Here is a 20,660-nt window from a genome sequence, read left to right on the forward strand (position 1 = left end):
AAAAATCCGACATTTAAGAGGAAAACGAAATTCCAAGCAAACCGACAAAATCCCTCAGGATAGCCGTATTTCCAGGCCACGCGGGCGAGGTCACCAGATTGGCGTCCGCAACCGATTCGTCCGCCTGCTTTTCGATATAAATCCCCCCCGCCATTTCCACTTCCGGCCGGACCGCCGGGTACGCCGTCAGCCTTCTGCCCCGCACCACGTCCGCCGCGGTCAGAAGCTGGACCCCGTGGCAGATGGCTGCCACCGGCCTGCTCAGCTTCATAAAATACCGTACAATGTCCAGCACCTCGTCGTTCAGCCGCAGATACTCCGGGGACCGCCCTCCCGTCAGATAGAGCCCCGCGTATTCCTCGATCTGCAGGCCGGCAAAGGTGGCGTTGAGCACAAACCGGTGCCCCGGCTTTTCCGTGTAGGTCTGGTCGCCCTCAAAGTCATGGATGGCCGTTTTGATGGATTCCCCGGCCTTTTTGCCCGGGCACGCCACCTCGGCGTGAAGCCCGAATATGCCCAAGGCCTGAAAAGGAACCATCACCTCGTAGTCCTCTGTAAAGTCCCCCGCCAGAATCAGTATTTTTTTCTGCATTTTGTCCATATTTTTCTCCTCCTGACCCACAGGTAAAATCAAGACTGATTTCCTGCAAAATTAAGACCTTCTTCCCACGGCAGAACGTCGCCGGGTTCCCTCAGATGGTTTAAAATGTCCGGGATGCCTTCCCCCGTTACGGAGCTGACGTGAAAGACCGTTTTGCAACCCGCAAGCCTCAGCCAGCTTTCCGCCAGATCGGGCCTCGCGCCCTCGGTGTCGATCTGCGTGACGATCCCGATCACCTCTCTGGTCGCCCCCGCCACGATGTTGGGGCTGTACAGCGAGTAATTCTCCCTGGCGTTCAGCAGCATGCCCACCACGTCCGCCTCATAGGAATAAATAATCAGCGCCCGCGCCAGCTCCCTGTTCTCCGCGTACTCTCCGGGCGTGTCGATGATGACGTCGTAACGGTTGACATACTGCGTTTTATGGTACCGTATTTTTTCTCCCCTGAGCGCCTGCGTCAGGGTTGTCTTTCCGCAGCCGGTCCTGCCCACCAGCATGATTTTTTTCATCCCGCGCCTACGCTTTCGTCAGATTGCACACGGTAAAGCCCATGACGTTTTCCGCGTAATCCAGGACGGCCTCCAGCGCGGTGGTCACGTCCGATATTTTCCCGGTAATAATCAGCGTGCCGCTGAACCGGTCTATAAAGCCGATATCGATGCCGGATTTTTTCAGGGCGATGTCCGCGGCGATAATGGAGGTTTCGCTGGGGGACATGGTCAGAATGCCGATCGCCGCCTTGGCATAGTCGATTCTGGGGTCCAGTCCCAGTTTTTGATAGATCACCGTATTGGGGCTCGCGATCACATGCGCCATGGTAATCTGCTTGCCCGGTACAATCTCCTGCACGATCCGCATCAGCTTGCCGTTGGATTGCTCCAAATCAACCAGTTTCACAAAAATCCTTCTTTTCAAACGAAAATGGAAATCCTATTAATATATACTATCATGGAGCAAAATGTATCCATAACACAAAACAAACCAATTCCCAGTAAATTTAAAAGGTGCCGGATTCTGCAAAGGTTTTCCGCCGTCTTACAAAAACAGCAAATCAGCGCGGCCGGAAAACTCCGGCCGCGCTGATGAATCCGGCTTTCACCGGAGCGTACTGCCTGAAGCGCTGGAAAAGCGCCTACATCATGGACTGATAGAGGGCGATAACATCCTCCACCGTGGGGTCCTTCGGATTGCCGCCCGTACAGGCGTCCGCCATGGCGGAGTGGGAAAGGAACAGGATGTCCTCTTCCCTGACGCCCACCTCGGAGACCTTCTGCGGAATCTCGACATCCCTGGAAAGCTGCCTGACCGCGTCAATGGCCGCCCTGCGGTATTCCGCCTGCGTCATGTCGTCCACACCCTGCACACCCATCGCGCGCGCGATTTCACGGTATTTCTCGCCGGTGCACTCCGCGTTGTACTCCAGCACGGTGGGCAGGATGGTCGCGCAGGCCACCCCGTGGGGCGTATCGTACAGCGCGCTGAGCGGATGCGCCATGGAATGCACGATGCCGAGGCCCACATTGGAGAAGCCCATGCCCGCCACATACTGGCCCAGGGCCATCTCGCTGCGCCCCTCCGGGTCTCCGGCCACGGAGCTGCGCAGCGCGCGGGAAATGATTTCGATCGCCTTCAGGTGCATCATGTCGGTCAGCTCCCATGCACCCTTGGTGATGTATCCCTCGATCGCGTGGGTCAGCGCGTCCATCCCGGTCGCGGCGCAGAGGCCCTTCGGCATGGAGGCGGACATCTCGGGGTCGATAACGGCGACCACGGGAATGTCATGGGGATCGACGCACACGAATTTACGGTGCTTTTCCTCGTCGGTGATCACATAGTTGATCGTCACCTCCGCGGCGGTACCGGAGGTGGTGGAAACAGCCAGAATGGGAAGACACTTGTTTTTTGTCTGCACGGCCCCCTCCAGGCTGCGGACGTCCGCGTGCCCGGGATTGGTCATAATCACGGCAATGGCCTTGCTGGTGTCGATGGCGCTGCCGCCGCCCACGGCGATCAGGCAGTCCGCCTTCATCTTTTTGCAGGCTTTCACGCCGTCCTGCACGTTCCGGATTGTGGGGTTCGCCTTGATGTTATCGAACACCTCGTAGGAAACAGAGGCGTCGTCCAGCACCTTCATTACCCGCGTGGCGACCCCGAATTTGATGAGATCCCTGTCGGTAACAAGCATCACCTTCTTCAGGCCGCGGTTCTTTACCTCCGGAGCCAGCTCCGCGATGGCCCCCGGGCCAAAATAAGACGTTTCATTCAACACGGTACGATAGGACATAACATTCCCTCCAATTTCATATTCCATCGAAACGGCCCGGCAGCCTTTCGGCCGCCTGTCCGTAATGGTCACAGGCGTTTCCCGTCCCCGGCGGAGGTGCTGCAAAATGCTCGTATGCAATATTCCATGTCCAATATTATAGCAGTGCGGACGGAAAGATGCAGGTAAATTTAAATACTCTGTCCCTTATTTTTCCTGAAAGATATTTCACGGCGGCAGAAAAACAGGGCCGTTTCAGCATCACGCCGAAACGGCCCCGCGGAAGCTTCCGCTTATTTTACGTCTTTGATCGCCTGCTCGGCAAAAGAGGTATTGATCAGCTTGTCGTACGGTACCGTTTGTTTCAGCTCGCCGGCCTGGGTCATAACCTCCTGCAGAAGGGAGAATTCTTCCTGTTTTAAAATCGGATTGGGGCTCCACGCCTCGATATCCTTATAGTTCTTCGCGACCGTGGTCAGCAGCTTGACGTCCGAATCCGGGAAGGAGGGCGCGATTGCCTTCGCGATTTCCTCTGGGGTATGCGAGTAGACCCATTTCTGTCCCCTGTAGACCGCCCTTGTAAAACGGGCGATCAGGTCCGAATTCTTTTCGATATAGCTCTTTTTGGCACAGTAGCCCGTGTAGGGAATCTCCCCGCTTTCCTTGCCGATGGAAGCGACGATGTATCCTTTTCCCTGCGCTACGATCTGGGAAGCCGCCGGTTCAAACATCGTCACATAGTCTCCTGTGCCGTTGGTGAACGCCGGCCCCATCAGCGCATACTGGATGCTGTCGTCCAGCTTGGTGTCCTTCTGCGGGTCCAGCCCGTTTTTGCGGATGACATACTGCAGGGTCATGTACGGCACGCCGCCCTTTCTGCCGGGAAGCACTACCTTGCCCCGGATCTTATCCCAGGTAAAATTCGGGTCCGGCTCGCGTCCGAGCAGAAAAGAACCGTCGCGCTGCGTTACCAGCGCAAAAATCTCCGCGCTGTCCGCCTTTCCTTCGTTGTAAACATAGATGGCGGCCTCCGGCCCGGCCAGGCCGATGTCGGCGTTGTTGGACAGGACCGTCGACATCACCTTATCGGTTCCCTCCGCAGTGGCCAGTTCAAGGTCAATTCCTTCCTCGGCGAAAAATCCGAGGTTGATTGCCGCGTACTGCGGCGCGTAGAAAACGGAGTGAGTCACTTCGCATACCCTTACTTTTACCTTCTCCTTATTTTCCGTCGCGGCCTTCCCGCATCCCGCGACCGCTGCCAGCATGACTGCAAGGCAGAGTGCTGCGGCGGACCATTTCAACACCTTCTTCATACTCTTGACCCCTTTCGTAAACTGTATTCGGGGAAATTCCCCTTTCCTATCGAATAATCTGCTTTGTACCAGATTACGGTATTCTTTTAATGGCCGTACCAGTTCAGGACCAGCTTTTCCAGAAGCGCCACCGCCTCATACATCACCGCCGCAACAACGGAGAGAATAATCACGCTGGCCATCACAAGATCCAGCTTGAAAACCTGGCCGCCGTAGACGATCAGATAGCCCAGCCCGGCCTTTGACACAAGGAATTCGCCGGCAATAACGCCCACCAGGGAAAGTCCGATATTGATTTTCAAAGAATTGAATAAAGTGGAAATATTGTAGGGAAAGACCACTTTCGTAAAAATCTGCCTTTTGTTGGCGCCGAAGGTCGCGGCCATCCGGATATATTCGTTATCGGTATGGCGGAATCCGTTGAGCATTTCCAGCACGGTGACAATCAGCGAAATGGCCAGAGCCATAAAAATAATGGCTCTCGTCCCCGCGCCGACGATCACAATGATCACCGGGCCGAGCGCGATTTTCGGCAGGCTGTTCAAAACCACCAGATACGGTTCGCTCACCTTGGACGCAAAGCTGCTCCACCACAGGGCAATCGCCAAAAGGGTGCCGAAAACGACCCCCAGCAGAAAGCCAACCAGCGTTTCATAAACCGTTACGCCCATGTGCAGGAACAGGTCGTTCTGCGCCATGTTCAGAAAGGTCTGCCAGATGCGGGACGGCTGGCTCAGAATAAAGCTGTCGATCCAGCCCAGCCTTGCGGTGATTTCCCATTGGGCAATAAAAATGACCAGAACGGCGATCTGACAGAAGCGGATCATCTGCTTCCTGCGTTTTTTTTTCTTCAGGTATTTTGTACGCTCTTGAGAAAGGACAGGTTTATTCATCGGCTGACAGCTCTTTCCATATATGATCGAAATACACTCTGAATTTTGGGTTGTTTCTGCAGCTCAGAGGCGTTCTGTTTTCGTCCTCAAAATCGACTTCAAGGATTTCCTTTACCCGGGCGGGCCGGGCGCTCAGAACCATGATCTTATCGCCCATGCTGATGCTTTCGGGAATGTCGTGCGTCACCATGACGGTCGTAACCTTTTCCTTTTTTAAAATCCGGTAGACGTCGTCGGTTACAGTCAGCCGCGTCTGGTAATCCAATGCGGAAAAAGCCTCATCCAGCAATAAAATATCGGGATTGATCGCCAAAGTGCGGATCAGCGCCACTCTTTGCCGCATTCCTCCCGACAGCTGCGCCGGATATTTATCCCGGAACTCATAGAGCCCGTAGGTTTTTAAAAGCTGGACCGCCCTTTCCCTGTTTTCGGGGGAGAGCATCTTCCTTACTTCCAGGCCGAAAAGCACATTCCTGTAAATGGTCCGCCAGTCCAGCAGATTGTCGCGCTGAAGCATATACCCGATGTGGGGAGAAGTCCCCACGATTTTTTCTCCGTTTACAAACACTTCGCCGGCAGTCGGTTTCAACAGGCCGGCGATAATTGAAAGCAAGGTGGACTTTCCGCAGCCGCTTGGCCCGACAATGCTGACAAATTCTCCTTTTTCCACAACAAAGCTGATATTGTCCAGAGCGGTTATTTCTCCGTTTTCCGCCTGATAAGTCGCCTCTATATTCTGAACCCGGAGTACGTCCAACGGTATCACCTCATCTTTGCGTTCATTTTTTCAAGGGACATGTGCGCAGTAAAAATAGTTCGCCTTTGGTATAAAATATGTAAAATAGAGAGATTTGTGAAAATACATCTGCCCGCGCGTCCTCATAAAACGAAGAATTTCTCTTCCGTTTTTTATGCTCCCGGAAAAAACGACGTCGAAAGAAAGCGCTTTCTGCCGAAGGAGCGGGGGAAATATCCGGTTGAAAAAAATGAAATCCGTGTTACTATAGTAACGTGTATAAAGTGTAAAAACTTGTCAAGCGTCGAGAAATTGCGCACCTGGAAGAAGAGAGGACTTTTATGATTTATCTTGACTATGCGGCCAACACACCGGCCTGCGAAGAAGCCCTGCGGACGTTCTGCGACGTGACGCGGGAGTATATTGCGAACCCGAATTCGCCCCACCCGCTCGGGCTGGCGGCAAAGGAACGGCTGGACAGGGCGACGGAGGAGATCGCCGGCATCCTGCATGTAAAAGCGGAGGAGATCATCTATACCTCCGGCGCAAGCGAGTCCAACAACCTTGCCGTGAAAGGCGCCGCCGGACAGTATCAGGCATACGGCAAACACATTATTACCACATGGCTGGAACACTCTTCGGTAAACGGGGCGATGGCGGCCCTGCAGAACCGCGGCTTTGAGATCGAATATGTGGACATCGATGAAAACGGCCTTGTGGACCTGGAGCATTTGAAAGAGCTTCTGCGGGACGACACCATTCTGGTTTCCGTCTGCTATGTGGACAGCGAAATCGGAATCCGCCAGCAGATCGGCCAAATCGCCGAAGCCCTGTCCGGCTATCCCCGCTGCCTGTTCCATGTGGACGCCACGCAGGCGGCGGGAAAAATTCCCTTGGAAATAGAAAACGTGGACCTAATGACCTTTGCGCCCCACAAATTTTACGGGCTGAACGGCTGCGGCGTACTGGTGAAAAAGGGAAACGTGCTGCTGGAGCCGCAGATTCACGGCGGGACAAGCATCACCCCGTTCCGCAGCGGCACCCCCGCGCTGGGCCTGATCGCCTCCACGGCGCAGGCGCTCAAAACGGCGGTGGAAAACGGGGAAGAACGCTACGAAACGGTGTCGGGCATGAACCGGCAGCTGCGGGACGCTTTCAAAAAATACCCCAGGGTCCGCATCAACAGTACAAAGGAATCCGTCCCGTTCATCCTGAATATCAGTATTGCGGGAGCGAAGGCGGAGCAGTTTCAGTCGGCGCTGGCCGGGCGGGGCATCTGCCTTTCCACCAAATCGGCCTGCTGCGCGGCAAACACCCCTTCCCGCCCGGTCTACGCGCTGACAAAGGACCGGCGCGCGGCGCTCTCGACCCTGCGCATCAGCCTGAGCCACCTGACCATGCAGGAGGAAATCGGGACTTTTTTGAAGGCCTTTGACGAATGCTACCGGCAATTTGTAAAATAGAGGGACAATATGGAAAAATATCAACAGGTGGAAACCAGTATCATCAAAAAATACCGCAGGGCAATCTGGATTCCGTTCATCGCGGCCATTAAGGACTACCGTCTGATTCAGCCGGGCGACCGGATCGCGGTGTGCATATCCGGAGGAAAAGACTCCATGCTGATGGCGAAATGCGTCCAGCATTTACAGAAGTACAGCGATTTTCCGTTCGGGGCGGAATATCTGGTGATGGACCCGGGCTACAATCAGGGAAACCGGCAGCGGATCGTCGACAACGCCGAAGCGCTCCGGATTCCGATTCGAATTTTTGAGACAAAAATCTTTGATATCGTGGCAAAAACGGAACAGTCGCCCTGCTACCTGTGCGCCAAAATGCGCAGAGGGCACCTGTATAAGCAGGCGCAGGAGCTGGGCTGCAACAAAATCGCGCTGGGGCACCATTTTGACGACGTCATCGAAACGATTCTGATGAGCATGCTGTACGGCGCGGAAATCAAAACCATGATGCCCAAGCTGCACAGCACCAATTTCGCCGGGATGGAGCTGATCCGCCCGCTGTACAGGGTCAAGGAGGCCGACATCCTTGCCTGGAGGCGCTACAACGACCTTCAGTTCATCCAGTGCGCCTGCCGGTTTACGGAAAACTGCGTGCTGGGCGACAACGGCGGCGTTTCCAAGCGGCAGGAGATGAAAGAGCTGATCAAAAAGTTCCGGAAGACCAGCCCGCACATCGATCAGAATATCTTCCACAGCATTCACAACGTCAATCTGGAAACGGTCATCGGCTACCGCAAAGGCGGAAAGCAGCACAGCTTTCTGGACGATTACGACAGCGAGGGCTGAGTTTCCCCTGAATCAGCACTCTCACGAAAAATTCAACCCGGCTTCACCTTCCGGTCACAGCGGCAGGATATCCTAAACAGTATCAACATGGATTGGATTGTGAAGGGAAAGTATGAAAAATCTACGGGTTTTCAGGGACTTTATCAGAAGCCCCTTTCAGAAAAAATACCGATACGTTTACGCGCTGGCGGCGATTGCCGCACTGTCCTTCGGACTGAATTTTTACGCGATCTCCCGGCTGGGATACGGAAACGCCTACTACGCGGCCGCAATCAAAAGCATGACGCAGAGCTTTCATAATTTTTTCTTCGTCTCTTTTGACCCGGCGGGGATGGTGTCGGTCGACAAGCCGCCGCTTGCCCTGTGGATACAGGCGCTTTTCGTGCTGGTATTCGGCTACCACGGCTGGGCGATGCTTTTGCCGCAGGCGCTTGCCGGAACCGGGGCGTGCCTGATGATGTACGTTCTGGTCTCCAGATATTCCGGCCGTCCGGCGGGTCTGATTTCCGCTCTGGTCCTTGCGCTGACCCCCGCCGTCGTCGTGGCTTCGCGCAACAACACTATGGATATGCAGCTCGTCTTTGTCCTGCTCCTTACGGTCCGGTACCTTTTTAAAGGAATCGAGACCGGAAAATGGCACAGCCTGTTTGCGGCCGCCCTGTTTGTAGGGCTGGGCTTCAACATCAAAATGCTGCAGGCCTATATGATCCTTCCGGCAATGGGTATCGTTTATCTCCTGTTCTCCAGAGAAAAGGTCTGGCGTCGGATTCTGGCGAGCGTCATCAGCCTTGTCATCGTCGCCGCCGTATCGTTTGCCTGGGTGATCGCGGTGGACCTGTATCCGTCCGAAAGCCGCCCTTACATCGGCAGCTCTACGGACAACACGGTCATGGAGCTGATCGTCGGCCATAACGGCCTTGAGCGGATTTACGGCGGCGGGGACGGAAACTTTGGCGGAACCGGGACCGACGGCGGTTTCCAGGGCGGCGGCCGTTTTGACGGAAACGGACAGGGGGCGCCGAACCGCTCCCGGGACGGCAGCACGGGCAACGGCGCGCCGCCGTCCATGAACGGGCAGGACGGCACGGGCCGGACCGGCGGGATGGCGCGGGGCGGCCAGACACGGGGCGCGGTTGGCAATGACATCGGCACCGCGGGCGTGCTGCGGCTGTGGACCGACAGCATGTACGGTCAGGCTTCCTGGCTGATCGTGCTGGCTCTGTTCGGCATTGCGGCCTCCCTGCGGAAATGGAGCCTGAAAAGGCCGGACATCCGGCAGGGCGCACTGCTTTTCTGGGTCCTCTTGCTTGTTACCATGCTGATTTTCTTCAGCTTTGCGAGTTTCTACCATCGGTATTACCTGTGCATGCTGGCGCCCGGAATCGCCGCGCCGGTCGGAATCGGCTTTGTTGAAATGCTGAAAGCTTACCGCTCGAAATCCGGCTGGAGGCAATGGCTGCTCCCCATCTCTTTTCTTGCGGCCTTCGCCATAGAAGGGTGGTATGTGTGGAGCTACTCCGATCTGAGGACATGGCTGATTCCCATTATGGTTGTCGCCGGCTCCGCCGCGCTGATTCTGATGCTCCTTTCTTTCTTCCGCCCGAAACGGCTTACGCTTTTTGCCGCGGCGGGATGTATGCTGGCCGCCGTGCTGGCGGGGCCGCTCTACTGGTCGCTCACCGCGGTGCTCTATGTTCCCCAGAACGTGACCATGCCCTACGCCGGGCCGGAGCTTGCCTCGACGGAAGAGACTTTGGGCATGACGCCGAACCAGGAGACCTTCACCGTAAGCGACAGTAATACCCTCGCCCTTGAAAACTATCTGGTAGCCCATTACAGGGAAGGCAGCTATCTGGTCGTTGGCCAGAAAGCGAACGACGTCGCGGCCTTTATCGTGGACACGGGGCTGCCCGCGGTCGCCTACGGCGGTTTTCTGGGATCCGATGAGGCGCTGACTCTCGACAAGCTGAAACAGCTGGTCAGCGAAGGGAAAGTCACCTACTTCCTTGTGTCGGAGCAAAGCGGTATGGCGAGAGGTTCCAACTCCGAAATCACCTCCTATGTGAAGGAAAATGCGGTGCTCGTTGACCCGTCCGAATACGGCGGTGACACCGGGTCCTCCGCGTCCGGCACACAGTCGTCTTACTCCCTCTACTGCTTTCAGCAGTCGTAAGTAAGGACTGTGCCTTATAAAAGACTTTCCGGACAAAAAAACAGGCGCGGGCTTCGGGTGGTCCTTTCGGACTCCGGGGCCTGCGCCTGATCTGTTATAAACGGTTCTAATCGATTTTGCTTTCCACCTGTGATTTTAAGGCGCTCGCTATTTTCATCAAAAACGGCGGCAGCGCCACGCCGATATCGGATATGTTTTCCAGAATGCTGATGACCTCGTTGCAGATCAGCCACACCGCGGCAAGCGACGCGACAGCAAAGCCGAAATGCAGCTCCGTTCCGGCCCGCTGCGCCGCATACGCAAGCAGGCAGTCCAGAATTGCGCCCACCGCCACCAGAAGCCACATGCTTATCTTTTTCGCAATCCCGCGAAAGCTTTTGTAGCTGCTGATCTTCTGGTCGCGGAATTTCGCCGCGGCCAGGCCGGTAGCGTAGTCAATGACGTTTACCGCTGCGAGCAGCAGCACCGGAACGGCCAGCACGCCCAGCCATGCGGACAGCGCGGCGAATATCGCGATCACGGCCGCTTTCCATTTTTCCATTTCTTATCCCCTCTCTACTGAATTTTGAACTTGAATCGCCGCAGGGGCTTTTCGCCGGATACGGAGGTATAGATCCCCGTCTCCTGTCCGGACTGTCCCACGGCCACCACCGCAAACAGCTGAATGTTCCCGGTGCGGGGGAACGGCACGATGGCCGCGACCCCGCCCGTCCCGGCGGTAAGAGTCACCGGCTGGGGGGAGGCGGTTTTTACAACATAGTACGTCCCGTGCGCGTAGGAAATATCCATTGTGGTATCGATCTCCACAATGGTACTGACCTGCACCGGATAACCGTTATAGCCCCCGGCGGGGATGATGGCCGGATAATTCTGGAAGGACTCATCCGTGTCCACTTTTCCGCCGATGCCCGGAACCGTTCCCGTCGAGCCGGTCTGCCGGATGGCGCAGGGGTAATCCGGCTCCCCGCTGTAATCGGCGAGCCACACGTCATAGGCCTTTAAAGTAGCCGCGCTGAATCTGCCGGACCGGATGAAATCATTGTTCGTATAAAGCGCGGCATACCATCCGTCCGCCTTCATCCGCTCCAGAAACGCGCGGCCCATGCCGTCGATCTGAGCATTGTCCGGATCGACGCCCTGTTCGTTTGCGTAGCGGATCGAATCGTACTCGTAATCAAACGCGATCGGAAAGTCCAGCTTCCCTTTATAGGACGCAAGGACCTTCTTACAGACCTCCGCCTCGGTCTGAGCGTCCGCCGCGGACACCGCGTAACTGAACCAGTATGCGCCGACATGCAGACTGTGGGAAAGCGCACCCCGGACATTCTCTTCAAATTTTGGGTCCTTCTGGCTGATCCGGTTTCCGTATCCGGCGCGGACCATTACAAATTCGATTCCGGAAGCCGCCACCCTGCCCCAGTCAATGGTGCCGTTATGCTTGCTGACATCGATACCCCTCATGGTTGCCCTCCATTCAAATCACTCTATATCACAGTAATATTCAGGATAAAATGGTACTGTTCAGGCTAATTTTTGAAATGTTTTTTATCGCTTACAAAGAATGGCATGCCGTAATTTTCAGAGGGAAAACATCGCATAAAAAACGCACCCGGACGGGTTTTCAGGCCGTTCCGGGTGCGGTTGGATTTCATGAAATTTTATAATGTGAATTTTTTTCACTTATGTGATACACAGGCAGATTGCAAAATTACAGTGTGACAAAGACCGGTTCATGCTCCACAAAGGGAAGGAATTTTTCAAGCAGGTCGGCCGTCCTGATTTTCAGGCTGGAGGTATTGATGCACGGATGGCACCCGAAATATTCAGACTGCGCCACCTCCCGGTCAATCAGGAGCCGGACTCGCTTTCCGGCGTCGTTCATCAGGCCCATCACGCTGACGGAACCCGGCGTGACCTTCAAATATTCCTCCATGCGTTCGGCGTCCGCAAAAGACAGGCGGGAACTGCCGATCTGCGCGGAAAGATCTTTCGTTCGAAACTCCTTCTTGCCCGGCATCATCAGAAGGTAAAAGTCCGTTTTCTGCCGGTTGCACAGGAACAGGTTTTTGCAGATATCCACCCCGAGGATTTGCCCTACCTCGTCGCAGAAGTCCACATGACCGGCGGCGTCGTGGTCAATGCGGGTATAAGGGATTTCCAGCCTGCCAAGCAGGTCATAGACCGCCGTCTCTCTCGGAAGCCGTTCATCCGCGGGCTTTGACGTATACAGGACGGGGTCAATTCGTATCGAACGCAAGGTTATCATCCTCCGGTTTTGCCGATCAGCGGCGTACTGCCATAAATTTTACGGCAATTTTGCAGATTAGTCAAGAAAAGGGGCTTAAAAGTGTTCTGCCTGCTTGACAGAATCCATTTGCGGCTATATAATGACTGTAAATTCACTGATTCAGGAGTCATTGAAATGAAAAAAACAGCCCGCCAGCTGCAAAAGGAGCAGACAAGGGAGCTTTTAATCAAAACAGCCTTTGAAATGTTTTCCGAACGCGGCTTTCTCAGCACCAGAATTTCCGACATCGCCGGGGCAGCGGGAGTTTCCCACGGCACGGTATTCGTTCATTTCCCGTCGCTGGACGCCCTCATGGCGGAAGTGATCGAAGTGTATGTCGGGAAAACAGCACAGCGTACACATGAGCTTGCGGATTCCGGCCAAACCCTGCGGGAAGTGCTCCGCGCCCACCTGGACGGCATTCGGGAATACGAGCCGTTTTACACCGCGCTTGTCACGGAAAACCGTCAGCTTCCCACACAGGCCCGGGACGCCTGGATTTCTTTGCAGTCCGTGATCTCCCTGCATTTCAGCCGTGCAGCGGAGCGGGAAATGGAAGCCGGAAAAATCCTCCGGATGCCTGTTTCCCTGCTTTTCAATCTATGGCTGGGGCTGATCCACCACTATCTTGCCAACGCGGACCTGTTCGCCCCCGGCGGGAAGGTCATCGACAGGTACGGCGAAACGCTGATCGACAGCTATCTGAAAATGGCACAAACAAAAAGGAGCTGAAGACAATGAACGAACATTCCCCGGAAATGCTGAAAGCAAAATCCTGTTACGGGCACCTTGGCGGCACGCTGGGCAACCGGCTTTTTTCGCGGCTGCTGGAACTGGGATGGTTTGAACGCGACGCCGGCAAAGCGACCGTCTTTTCCCTGACGGAGCTCGGAAAACGGGAGCTCCGCAAGCTGAATGTCGATATTTATAAAAGGAGGTAACCGGCATGATCAATCAAAACCCGTTTGCAGTACTGAAAGAGGAGGCGCCCCAGGTCTCCGAAGCGTTTGACGGACTCATTAGGGCGGTCTCTTCCGGTGCGCTCGACGCCAAAACCCGGCAGTTGATTTATATCGGAATCAAGGCGTCCCAGGGAGACGCCAAAGCCGTTGCCGCTCATGTTCCCATGGCCAGAATGGCCGGCGCATCGCGGGACGAAATCAGGGATACGATTCTGATGACAATGACCGTATCCGGCGTACAGGGAATCACCCATTGCCTGATCCCCGCGCTGGAAGCCTATGAAAGCGATCGAAAGGTGTGAAAAATATGAAAACATGTATTGCCTGCGGAATGCCCATGACAAAGCCGTCCGATTATCCCCTGCAGGACGAAAGCAGGGATTACTGCATTTACTGTGCCAGACCGGACGGTTCCATGCAGTCCTACCCGGAAAAGCTGGAGGGTACCGTCCGGTTCCTGATCCGCACACAGGGGATCGACGAAAAAGCCGCCCGCGAGCTGGCGGTCAGAACGCTGGCGAAGCTGCCCGCGTGGAAGGGGCGGACTCCTTAACGGCACCGCCGGTCAGCAGTTTCCCACATAAACGTACCGCAGATGCCCGCGGGCGATTTCCGCCAGCCGGTAAACGGTTTCCACCGGAGTCGGGCCGCGGTCGGTCATCTGAAAGCACGGGAAGAACCGGGTGACGTGCAGCGGGATTTCCGCATCCACTGAAGCAAGCCATCCGGAGAGCGCGTCCATTTCCCCGTCGCTGTCATTTTCCCCGGGAATCACCAGAGTGGTCACTTCCGTGTGGCAGCTTTGTGCCGACAGCTCAATCGCGCGCATCACCGTTTTCAGGTCGCCGCCGACCATCCGGTAAAAACGTTCGGTAAAGCCCTTCAGGTCGATATTCACCGCGTCGATCAGCGGGAGCAGGTCTTTCAGCGGCTCTTCACAGATGCAGCCGTTGGTCACGGCGACATTTTTCAGCCCGCGCGCCCGGACGAGGGCGGCGCAGTCCCGGACAAACTCATAGCCGACAAGCGGCTCGTTGTAGGTATACGCGGCGCCGATATTCCCGCGCGGCACGAGCTCCTCCGCCTTTTCGGCCAGAGCCGCGGGCGAAACCGCGGCGGTTTCCGCGTGTTCCCCGTCCGCCATGGAAATGGAGCTGTTCTGGCAGAACGGACAGCGCAGGTTGCAGCCGTAGCTGCCGACGGACAGGATTTTCCCGCCGGGGCAGAACCGGCGCAGCGGCTTCTTTTCGATGGGGTCAAGCGCAAGGCCGGTCACTTTTCCGTAGTTGTCACAAATCACTTTGCCGCCGCTGTTTCTGCGCGCGCGGCAAAGGCCGGTCTGCCCTTCCTCCAGCGCGCAGTGATGGGGACAGATTGCACAGATGGTTTTCATTTGTGGCGCACCACCTCGAACCGTTCCAGAGAGCAGGGCTCCCCTTTGCGGATCCCTGCTTTTTGCATGGCGATGGACACCTGCCGCTCCGGGGTATCGACCCCTTCCAGATTCGGCAGCAGCAGTCCGCGCTTGTACCCGCTGGTGACAATGACGCCGTAGCGCCCGGCATCCAGTTCCTCCATTGTGTCGATCGGTTCCGGGCGCGCCAGCACGTCCACACTGTAGACAAGGCTCGGCAGCTCCTGCTCCGTCACGGGCGCAAAGCGAGGATCCTCCGTGCCGGCGCTGACCGCGTTCCTTACGATTTCCTCCGCTACGCAGGACGTCACCGGCCCGATGGTGCCGATGCACCCCCGAAGCTCCCCGTTCTTTTTCAGCGACACGAAAGTCCCCGCCCGGTGACGCAGCATTTCTTCCGGCAGCCCGGCGGGAAGCTCCGCCCTTTTCCCTGTCCGGACATGGGTTTCCAGCGACAGCCGGGCCAGCCTGACATATTCATCCTCCTGCGACTGGATCAGCTCCAGTCTTTTTTTCTCTTCAGCTTCAAAGGCCGAATCAAACCGGCGGCTTTCGTCGTCTCCGGTGATCCGGAAAGCACAGACGCCGTACCCGACCCCGAACGGCCCTTCATATGAAAGCAATTCGGGCTGGACGGCCTTTCCGTCCAGCGCGCCCGCCATGATGATAAACGAGCGCAGCCCGCACTCCGCCGCCGCGTCGCAGAAATCGGGGTCAAAAGTCAGGAAGCGCAGGAAATCCCCCTTTGCCATCGCGTCGGTCACCCGGCTGTCAAATTCGGGGCCTTCCTTTGCAAAGCCGTAGGGCCCGTCCTCTCTGAGCCGGTGGGAGAGGTCCCCGCTCGCGATAAAAACGACCTTCCGCCCCAGGGTCTCCGCCGTTTGGGCGATGCATTTTCCCAGCCGGTAATGGTCCGGCCCAGGCAGCCCGGAAAGCCCGATGCGCACCAGCCGATAGTCGGCGCAGCGTTCGTTTAAAAAGCGGAGCGGGATCATGGTGCCGTGGTCAAGGGATTTTTCCCGCTCGCCAAAGGTTCCGGCGGGCAATCCCGCTTTCCCGGCCGCGTCGGTCAGCGCCCGTACAAATTCGCTGTCGTACGGGGCGTCGACGGCGGCCTGCGGCGCGCCGAAACGCGCAAAATCCCCGTGGGCGCGCTCACCGGGAGAAATATGGAAATAATCCGCGTACAGGACGGAATGCGGCGAAGTCACTACCACCGTATCCGGTTTCAGCGCCGCGATCCTGCCCGCGGCCTCCCGGCACGCGTCGGCGGTCCTCTGAATTTTCCGTTCCTCCCCTTTCCCCACCTCCGGCAGGATAATGGGAGGGTGCGGCATAATAAACGCACCTGCAATCGACATAAAACATCCCCCTTTCCAAATTCACAATGCTACCTGTAAGGCGGCCGCCAGCGCGCGGTCGTACGCCGCCTTGGTTGCCGGGTCAAAGCAGACCATGGTGACCGTTTCCACAGCGTTGCTCCCGCCCAGAAATTCCAGAATCGTCCTTACGGCGATTTGGGCCGCAAGTTCCGGCGGAAAACGATAAACGCCCGTGCTGATGGAAGGAAACGCAACCGTGCGGCACCGGTATTCCTCCGCCAGCGCAAGGCAGGAACGGTAACAGCTTTCCAGCAGCTCCGGTTCGCCGCTTTTTCCATCCCGCCACACCGGGCCGGGCGTATGGATGACGTACTTTGCGGAAAGGCGGTACCCCTTTGTGATTTTCGCCTTTCCGGTCTCACAGCCGCGCAGGGTCCGACATTCCCTGAGAAGCTCCGGCCCCGCCGCGCGGTGGATGGCCCCGTCCACTCCCCCGCCGCCCAGCAGGGAAGTGTTTGCCGCGTTTACAATAGCATCTGCCGTTTGCTTTGTAATATCTCCCTGAACAATTAAAAATTTCATGACGTCTCCTTTCCGCGGCCTCAGCCGTTTCTTTTCTTAAATTCTATTCTTTCCGCAAGAATTTTTCAAGAGCCGGAAAATGCCCGAAAGAGCCCTGCTTTCGTACACTCACGCAAGCAGGGCTCTTTCGCATTTACGCATCGATTTGGAGGATATGCCGGTCTATGAAACAGCCGAAATCTGGGGTCGGACCTCTCAGGACAATTCAAACTGACCGGTGTACAATTGATAATACCGCCCTTTCTGGGCAATCAGCTCCTCGTGGCTGCCGCGCTCCAGAATTTCGCCGTTTTCCAGCACGATGATGGCCTTGGCGTTGCGCACGGTGGAAAGCCGGTGGGCAATGACAAAAACCGTCCGGTTTTCCATCAGGTGATCCATGCCGGTTTCAATCAGCTTTTCCGTGTGGGCGTCCACGGAGCTGGTCGCCTCATCCAGAATCAGCACCGGCGGGTCGGAGACCGCGGCGCGCGCGATGGCAAGCAGCTGGCGCTGGCCCTGGCTCAGGTTTCCGCCGTCGCCGGAAAGCATGGTGTCGTAGCCGTCCGGCAGCCTCTGGATAAAGGAGTCCGCGTTCGCCAGCTTGGCGGCCCTGATCACCTGCTCCCTGTCCGCGTCCGGATTGCCGTAGCGGATATTGTCGGCGATCGTGCCCGTAAACAGATGGGTATCCTGCAAAACGACGGCGAGCGAATGACGCAGGTCGTCCTTTTTGATCTTCCGGACGTCGATCCCGTCGTAGGTAATGCTTCCGGAGGTGACGTCGTAAAAACGGTTGATCATGTTGGCAACGGTCGTCTTTCCCGCGCCGGTCGAGCCCACGAAGGCGATTTTCTGGCCCGGCTTCGCGTAAAGGTTGATTCCCTTCAAAACGGGACGGCCGGGAACGTAGCCGAACACCACATCGTGAAAACGGACGTCGCCCAAAAGAGGCACCAGCCGGGCGGTCCCGTCCGCGTCCGGCACGCGCCAGGCCCACCGGCCCGTGCGCTCCACGCATTCCTTCAGCTCGCCGTTTTTCCCTTCCGCGGTACGCACAAGGGTTACGTTGCCGTCGTCCGTTTCCGGCGCTTCCTGCATGACTTCAAAAATCCGCTCCGCCCCGGACAGGGCGGCCAGAATAAAGTTGAGCTGCTGGGAGAACTGGTTGACGGGCATCGCCGTCTGGCGGACATAAACAAGGTAGGAGGCAAGGCTTCCCAGATCGATTCTGCCCGCAATGGCAAAGAAAGCGCCGATACAGGCGGAAAGCGCGTAGTTGAAATAGGAAATGCTGACCACCACCGGAATCAGAAGCCCCGAATAAGTCAGCGCGCCCGTGGCGGCATCCAGCAGCTTGTCGTTGCGGTCGCAGAATTCCTCAAAGTTTTTGTCCTCGCGATTAAAAACCTTGACGACCTTCTGCCCCTCCACCATCTCCTCCATAAAGCCGTTCAGCCTGCCCATAAACTTCTGCTGGCAGGAAAAATACGCGTGGCTTTTCTTTCCGCTGTACCGCAGAAACAGGAACATGCCGAGGAAGGACAGAAGCACGATCGCCGACAACTCGGCATTCAGGATAATCAGCACCGTAAACGTGCCGACGATGACGATGAAGCTCTGGATCAGCACCGCAAGGCTGTTGTTCAGGGCCTCGGCGATGGTATCGATATCGTTTGTAAACCGGCTCATCAGTTCGCCGTGCGTCTTCGCGTCGAAAAAGCTCAGGGGCAGCGTCTGCACCTTACGGAAAAGGTCGTCGCGGATTTCCTGTACGATCTTCTGCGCGATCTTTACCATCAGCTGGGAATATCCGTAGGACGCGGCCACGCCTGCGAAATAAACGGCGGCCATAAAGATCAGGATTTTCATAAGCCCCCGGATGTCCCCGGGGAGAATGTAGTCGTTGACGGCCGGTTTCAGCAGATAGGTGCCGAAAACGTTCGCCCCGGCGCTGACGGCCACCATGACGGTAATCAGCAGCAGAGCGGTTCCGTGCTTTTTCAGGTAGCGCCGGAGGAATTTCAGCGTTTTCCGAATATCCTTGGGCTTTTCATACAGCGTTGTTCTCGCCATTACGCCGTGGCCCCCTTCCGCTGAAATTCATAAATATCGCGGTAAATCGGATTGTGCGCCAGCAGGCTTTCATGCGTGCCGGCCTCGTTGATTTTCCCGTCCTCCAGCACCACGATCAGATCCGCGTTTTCAATGGAGCTGATGCGCTGGGTAATCATGATCTTTGTCGTATCCTTCAGGTTTTCCGCCAGCCTTCTGCGGATTTTCGCCTCGGTGGCGGTGTCCACCGCGCTGGTGGAATCGTCAAAAATCAGCACCTTAGGACGTTTCAGCAGCGCGCGGGCAATGCAGAGCCGCTGCTTCTGCCCGCCGGAAACATTCACGCCGCCCTGCCCGAGGTCGGTGTCGTAGCCCTCCGGCATCCGGGAAAGGAATTCGTCCGCGCAGGCGATCCGGCACGCCCAGTCCAGCTCTTCGTCGGTGGCGTTTTCATTGCCCCATTTCAAATTTTCGCGGATGGTCCCGCTGAAAAGGGTATTTTTCTGCAGCACCATGCCCACGGCGTCGCGCAGATGCGCAAGCGGGTACTCCTTTACGTCGCGGCCGTCTATTTTCAGGCTGCCGGAGGTAACGTCGTAAAGCCGGGGAATCAGCTGTACCAGCGAGGATTTCGCGGAGCCCGTTCCGCCGATGATGCCCACCGTCTGACCGGCGCCGATATGCAGGCTGATGTCGGACAGCACATATTCCCTGGCCGTCTTTTGATATTTGAAGTACACATGCTCAAAGTCGATGCTTCCATGCTCCACCGTCCCGCTGCCTGTGCCGCCGGTGATTCCCACCGGTTCGTCCAGCACCTCCGCAATACGGTAAGCGGAGGTCATGGAACGGCTGAGCATCAGAAATACGTTGGAAATCATCATCAGCGAATTCAGGATCTGCAGAACATAGCTTAAAAATCCGGTCAGCTGTCCCACCTGCATGGTACCCGTGTGGATAAAGTTTCCCCCGAACCAGAGGATGCACAGAATGGTGGAATACATGACAAGCTGCAAACAGGGCATGTTCAGGGCCGCGTAGCGGAAGGCCGTTTCCGAGGAAGCCCGGAACGTTTCGTTGACGGCTTTGAATCTCAGGCATTCGCTGTCGCCCTTCACATAGGATTTTACCGTACGGATCGCCGTCAGATTTTCCTGTACAATGGAGTTCACCCGGTCCAGCGCCTTCTGCATCTTTCCGTACATCGGACGAAGCTTGCGGAGAATCAGGGCCAGGCAGATGGCCAGCACGGGAATCGCTGTCAGAAAAACCACCGCCAGCTTCGCGCTCATCCTAATCGTCATAGCCAGCGCCATCACCAACATGACCGGACTACGGACCATCGGCCGGATCCCATTGCAGATTGCGTTCTGTAAAATGGTGATGTCGCTGGTAAGGCGGGTAATCAGCGACGGGGTGCTGAAATGATCCATGTTGGAAAAAGAGAAGTCCTGTATCTTGCGGTATTCCGCTTTTCGCAGCTCCGCTCCGAAGCCTTGGCCCGCTCTGGCTGCCAGATGTGCGTACAGCGCGCCCAGGAGCAGAGAAATCAGCGCGCAGCCAATCATGGTAAGGCTTTTCCGCAGGATATAGTTCGTGTCACGGTTGGCAACGCCCACGTCGATAATATCGGCCATAATGAGCGGTATTACCAATTCAAATACGGTTTCCAAAACGACACAGACGACTGCGCCAATCAAATGCCTGCGATACTTATCAAAATAAATGAAAAAACGGTTTAACACTCATTCCCCTCCAAACGGCGAAACAGGCC

At 56.4% G+C, this 20,660-nt stretch carries 22 protein-coding genes; 7 read left to right on the top strand and 15 right to left on the bottom strand.

The annotated features are described in order from the left end of the window. Positions 1 to 13: 13 nt before the first annotated feature. The 7 genes from VXK30_RS13310 to VXK30_RS13340 all read right to left on the bottom strand — a co-directional run bounded on the left by VXK30_RS13310 (position 14) and on the right by VXK30_RS13340 (position 5,827). Positions 14 to 592, bottom strand: coding sequence for a DJ-1/PfpI family protein (locus VXK30_RS13310; RefSeq protein ID WP_275715569.1), 579 nt, complete (start codon positions 590 to 592; stop codon positions 14 to 16). 38 nt (positions 593 to 630) lie between these two features. Beyond that, positions 631 to 1,110: a EutP/PduV family microcompartment system protein gene (locus VXK30_RS13315; RefSeq protein WP_038326300.1), complete on the bottom strand. Its 480-nt coding sequence runs from the start codon at positions 1,108 to 1,110 to the stop codon at positions 631 to 633. Positions 1,111 to 1,117: 7 nt separating this feature from the next. Then, positions 1,118 to 1,498 carry a BMC domain-containing protein gene (locus VXK30_RS13320; RefSeq protein ID WP_275715419.1) on the bottom strand — a complete coding sequence of 127 codons (381 nt, stop codon included), beginning with the start codon at positions 1,496 to 1,498 and terminating at the stop codon, positions 1,118 to 1,120. 235 nt (positions 1,499 to 1,733) lie between these two features. Next, entirely contained in the window at positions 1,734 to 2,885 is a 1,152-nt protein-coding gene (gene fucO, locus VXK30_RS13325; RefSeq protein WP_275715418.1) for a lactaldehyde reductase, read from the bottom strand. A gap of 272 nt (positions 2,886 to 3,157) precedes the next feature. Further along, positions 3,158 to 4,177, bottom strand: a complete 1,020-nt coding sequence (locus tag VXK30_RS13330) for an ABC transporter substrate-binding protein (protein ID WP_275715417.1) — start codon at positions 4,175 to 4,177, stop codon at positions 3,158 to 3,160. An 86-nt stretch (positions 4,178 to 4,263) separates the two neighbouring features. Beyond that, on the bottom strand, positions 4,264 to 5,070 hold the full coding sequence (locus tag VXK30_RS13335; protein WP_275715416.1) for an ABC transporter permease: 807 nt from the start codon (positions 5,068 to 5,070) through the stop codon (positions 4,264 to 4,266). Continuing rightward, positions 5,063 to 5,827: an ABC transporter ATP-binding protein gene (locus VXK30_RS13340; protein ID WP_275715415.1), complete on the bottom strand. Its 765-nt coding sequence runs from the start codon at positions 5,825 to 5,827 to the stop codon at positions 5,063 to 5,065. The genes VXK30_RS13335 and VXK30_RS13340 overlap by 8 nt, the downstream gene beginning before the upstream one ends. 320 nt (positions 5,828 to 6,147) lie before the next feature. Between VXK30_RS13340 and VXK30_RS13345 the strand changes: the two genes are divergently transcribed. From VXK30_RS13345 to VXK30_RS13355, 3 genes are all read left to right on the top strand, one after another. Beyond that, a complete protein-coding gene (locus VXK30_RS13345) occupies positions 6,148 to 7,269 on the top strand; it encodes a cysteine desulfurase family protein (protein WP_275715414.1) in 1,122 nt (373 codons plus the stop codon). Positions 7,270 to 7,278: 9 nt separating this feature from the next. Beyond that, positions 7,279 to 8,112 carry a tRNA lysidine(34) synthetase gene (locus VXK30_RS13350; RefSeq protein WP_275715413.1) on the top strand — a complete coding sequence of 278 codons (834 nt, stop codon included), beginning with the start codon at positions 7,279 to 7,281 and terminating at the stop codon, positions 8,110 to 8,112. A 112-nt stretch (positions 8,113 to 8,224) separates the two neighbouring features. Then, entirely contained in the window at positions 8,225 to 10,285 is a 2,061-nt protein-coding gene (locus tag VXK30_RS13355) for an ArnT family glycosyltransferase (protein WP_275715411.1), read from the top strand. Positions 10,286 to 10,391: 106 nt separating this feature from the next. On the opposite strand, the gene VXK30_RS13360 is transcribed toward VXK30_RS13355, so the two are convergent. The 3 genes from VXK30_RS13360 to VXK30_RS13370 form a co-directional block, all read right to left on the bottom strand. Beyond that, positions 10,392 to 10,826: a phage holin family protein gene (locus VXK30_RS13360; RefSeq protein WP_038325429.1), complete on the bottom strand. Its 435-nt coding sequence runs from the start codon at positions 10,824 to 10,826 to the stop codon at positions 10,392 to 10,394. 14 nt (positions 10,827 to 10,840) lie between these two features. Then, complete coding sequence (locus VXK30_RS13365) at positions 10,841 to 11,746, bottom strand: glycoside hydrolase family 25 protein (protein WP_275715408.1); 906 nt, start codon at positions 11,744 to 11,746, stop codon at positions 10,841 to 10,843. Positions 11,747 to 11,993: 247 nt separating this feature from the next. After that, positions 11,994 to 12,542, bottom strand: a complete 549-nt coding sequence (locus VXK30_RS13370) for a prolyl-tRNA synthetase associated domain-containing protein (RefSeq protein ID WP_275715406.1) — start codon at positions 12,540 to 12,542, stop codon at positions 11,994 to 11,996. Positions 12,543 to 12,707: 165 nt separating this feature from the next. On the opposite strand from VXK30_RS13370, the gene VXK30_RS13375 reads away from it, so the two are divergent. The 4 genes from VXK30_RS13375 to VXK30_RS13390 are packed head-to-tail and all read left to right on the top strand — an operon-like array spanning position 12,708 to position 14,087. Then, positions 12,708 to 13,304: a TetR/AcrR family transcriptional regulator gene (locus VXK30_RS13375; protein WP_275715404.1), complete on the top strand. Its 597-nt coding sequence runs from the start codon at positions 12,708 to 12,710 to the stop codon at positions 13,302 to 13,304. A gap of 5 nt (positions 13,305 to 13,309) precedes the next feature. Then, positions 13,310 to 13,513, top strand: a complete 204-nt coding sequence (locus VXK30_RS13380; RefSeq protein WP_275715402.1) for a hypothetical protein — start codon at positions 13,310 to 13,312, stop codon at positions 13,511 to 13,513. A 5-nt stretch (positions 13,514 to 13,518) separates the two neighbouring features. Then, a complete protein-coding gene (locus tag VXK30_RS13385; protein WP_275715400.1) occupies positions 13,519 to 13,836 on the top strand; it encodes a carboxymuconolactone decarboxylase family protein in 318 nt (105 codons plus the stop codon). Between the two features lie 5 nt (positions 13,837 to 13,841). Further along, positions 13,842 to 14,087, top strand: a complete 246-nt coding sequence (locus tag VXK30_RS13390; protein WP_275715398.1) for a zinc ribbon domain-containing protein — start codon at positions 13,842 to 13,844, stop codon at positions 14,085 to 14,087. 12 nt (positions 14,088 to 14,099) lie between these two features. On the opposite strand, the gene amrS is transcribed toward VXK30_RS13390, so the two are convergent. The 5 genes from amrS to VXK30_RS13415 form a co-directional block, all read right to left on the bottom strand. After that, the gene (gene amrS, locus VXK30_RS13395) at positions 14,100 to 14,927 is read right to left on the bottom strand and encodes an AmmeMemoRadiSam system radical SAM enzyme (RefSeq protein WP_275715396.1); all 828 of its coding nucleotides are present in this window, start codon (positions 14,925 to 14,927) and stop codon (positions 14,100 to 14,102) included. Then, on the bottom strand, positions 14,924 to 16,309 hold the full coding sequence (gene amrA, locus VXK30_RS13400) for an AmmeMemoRadiSam system protein A (protein WP_275715394.1): 1,386 nt from the start codon (positions 16,307 to 16,309) through the stop codon (positions 14,924 to 14,926). Before amrA ends, amrS begins: the two co-directional genes overlap by 4 nt. A 21-nt stretch (positions 16,310 to 16,330) precedes the next feature. After that, complete coding sequence (locus tag VXK30_RS13405; protein WP_275715392.1) at positions 16,331 to 16,852, bottom strand: O-acetyl-ADP-ribose deacetylase; 522 nt, start codon at positions 16,850 to 16,852, stop codon at positions 16,331 to 16,333. Positions 16,853 to 17,047: 195 nt separating this feature from the next. Beyond that, positions 17,048 to 18,907, bottom strand: a complete 1,860-nt coding sequence (locus VXK30_RS13410) for an ABC transporter ATP-binding protein (RefSeq protein ID WP_275715390.1) — start codon at positions 18,905 to 18,907, stop codon at positions 17,048 to 17,050. After that, on the bottom strand, positions 18,907 to 20,631 hold the full coding sequence (locus tag VXK30_RS13415) for an ABC transporter ATP-binding protein (protein WP_275715388.1): 1,725 nt from the start codon (positions 20,629 to 20,631) through the stop codon (positions 18,907 to 18,909). Before VXK30_RS13415 ends, VXK30_RS13410 begins: the two co-directional genes overlap by 1 nt. Positions 20,632 to 20,660: the final 29 nt, after the last annotated feature.

The organism is Caproiciproducens sp. CPB-2, from assembly GCF_036287215.1.
Classification (GTDB): domain Bacteria; phylum Bacillota; class Clostridia; order Oscillospirales; family Acutalibacteraceae; genus Caproiciproducens.

Excerpts from the sequence above, each read along its gene's own strand:
- VXK30_RS13310 (WP_275715569.1), bottom strand. The coding sequence starts at position 592 with ATGCAGAAAAAAATACTGATTCTGGCGGGGGACTTTACAGAGGACTAC.
- VXK30_RS13315 (WP_038326300.1), bottom strand. The coding sequence starts at position 1,110 with ATGAAAAAAATCATGCTGGTGGGCAGGACCGGCTGCGGAAAGACAACC.
- fucO (WP_275715418.1), bottom strand. The coding sequence starts at position 2,885 with ATGTCCTATCGTACCGTGTTGAATGAAACGTCTTATTTTGGCCCGGGG.
- VXK30_RS13330 (WP_275715417.1), bottom strand. The coding sequence starts at position 4,177 with ATGAAGAAGGTGTTGAAATGGTCCGCCGCAGCACTCTGCCTTGCAGTC.
- VXK30_RS13335 (WP_275715416.1), bottom strand. The coding sequence starts at position 5,070 with ATGAATAAACCTGTCCTTTCTCAAGAGCGTACAAAATACCTGAAGAAA.
- VXK30_RS13345 (WP_275715414.1), top strand. The coding sequence starts at position 6,148 with ATGATTTATCTTGACTATGCGGCCAACACACCGGCCTGCGAAGAAGCC.
- VXK30_RS13350 (WP_275715413.1), top strand. The coding sequence starts at position 7,279 with ATGGAAAAATATCAACAGGTGGAAACCAGTATCATCAAAAAATACCGC.
- VXK30_RS13355 (WP_275715411.1), top strand. The coding sequence starts at position 8,225 with ATGAAAAATCTACGGGTTTTCAGGGACTTTATCAGAAGCCCCTTTCAG.
- VXK30_RS13360 (WP_038325429.1), bottom strand. The coding sequence starts at position 10,826 with ATGGAAAAATGGAAAGCGGCCGTGATCGCGATATTCGCCGCGCTGTCC.
- VXK30_RS13365 (WP_275715408.1), bottom strand. The coding sequence starts at position 11,746 with ATGAGGGGTATCGATGTCAGCAAGCATAACGGCACCATTGACTGGGGC.
- VXK30_RS13375 (WP_275715404.1), top strand. The coding sequence starts at position 12,708 with ATGAAAAAAACAGCCCGCCAGCTGCAAAAGGAGCAGACAAGGGAGCTT.
- VXK30_RS13380 (WP_275715402.1), top strand. The coding sequence starts at position 13,310 with ATGAACGAACATTCCCCGGAAATGCTGAAAGCAAAATCCTGTTACGGG.
- VXK30_RS13385 (WP_275715400.1), top strand. The coding sequence starts at position 13,519 with ATGATCAATCAAAACCCGTTTGCAGTACTGAAAGAGGAGGCGCCCCAG.
- VXK30_RS13390 (WP_275715398.1), top strand. The coding sequence starts at position 13,842 with ATGAAAACATGTATTGCCTGCGGAATGCCCATGACAAAGCCGTCCGAT.
- amrS (WP_275715396.1), bottom strand. The coding sequence starts at position 14,927 with ATGAAAACCATCTGTGCAATCTGTCCCCATCACTGCGCGCTGGAGGAA.
- amrA (WP_275715394.1), bottom strand. The coding sequence starts at position 16,309 with ATGTCGATTGCAGGTGCGTTTATTATGCCGCACCCTCCCATTATCCTG.
- VXK30_RS13405 (WP_275715392.1), bottom strand. The coding sequence starts at position 16,852 with ATGAAATTTTTAATTGTTCAGGGAGATATTACAAAGCAAACGGCAGAT.
- VXK30_RS13410 (WP_275715390.1), bottom strand. The coding sequence starts at position 18,907 with ATGGCGAGAACAACGCTGTATGAAAAGCCCAAGGATATTCGGAAAACG.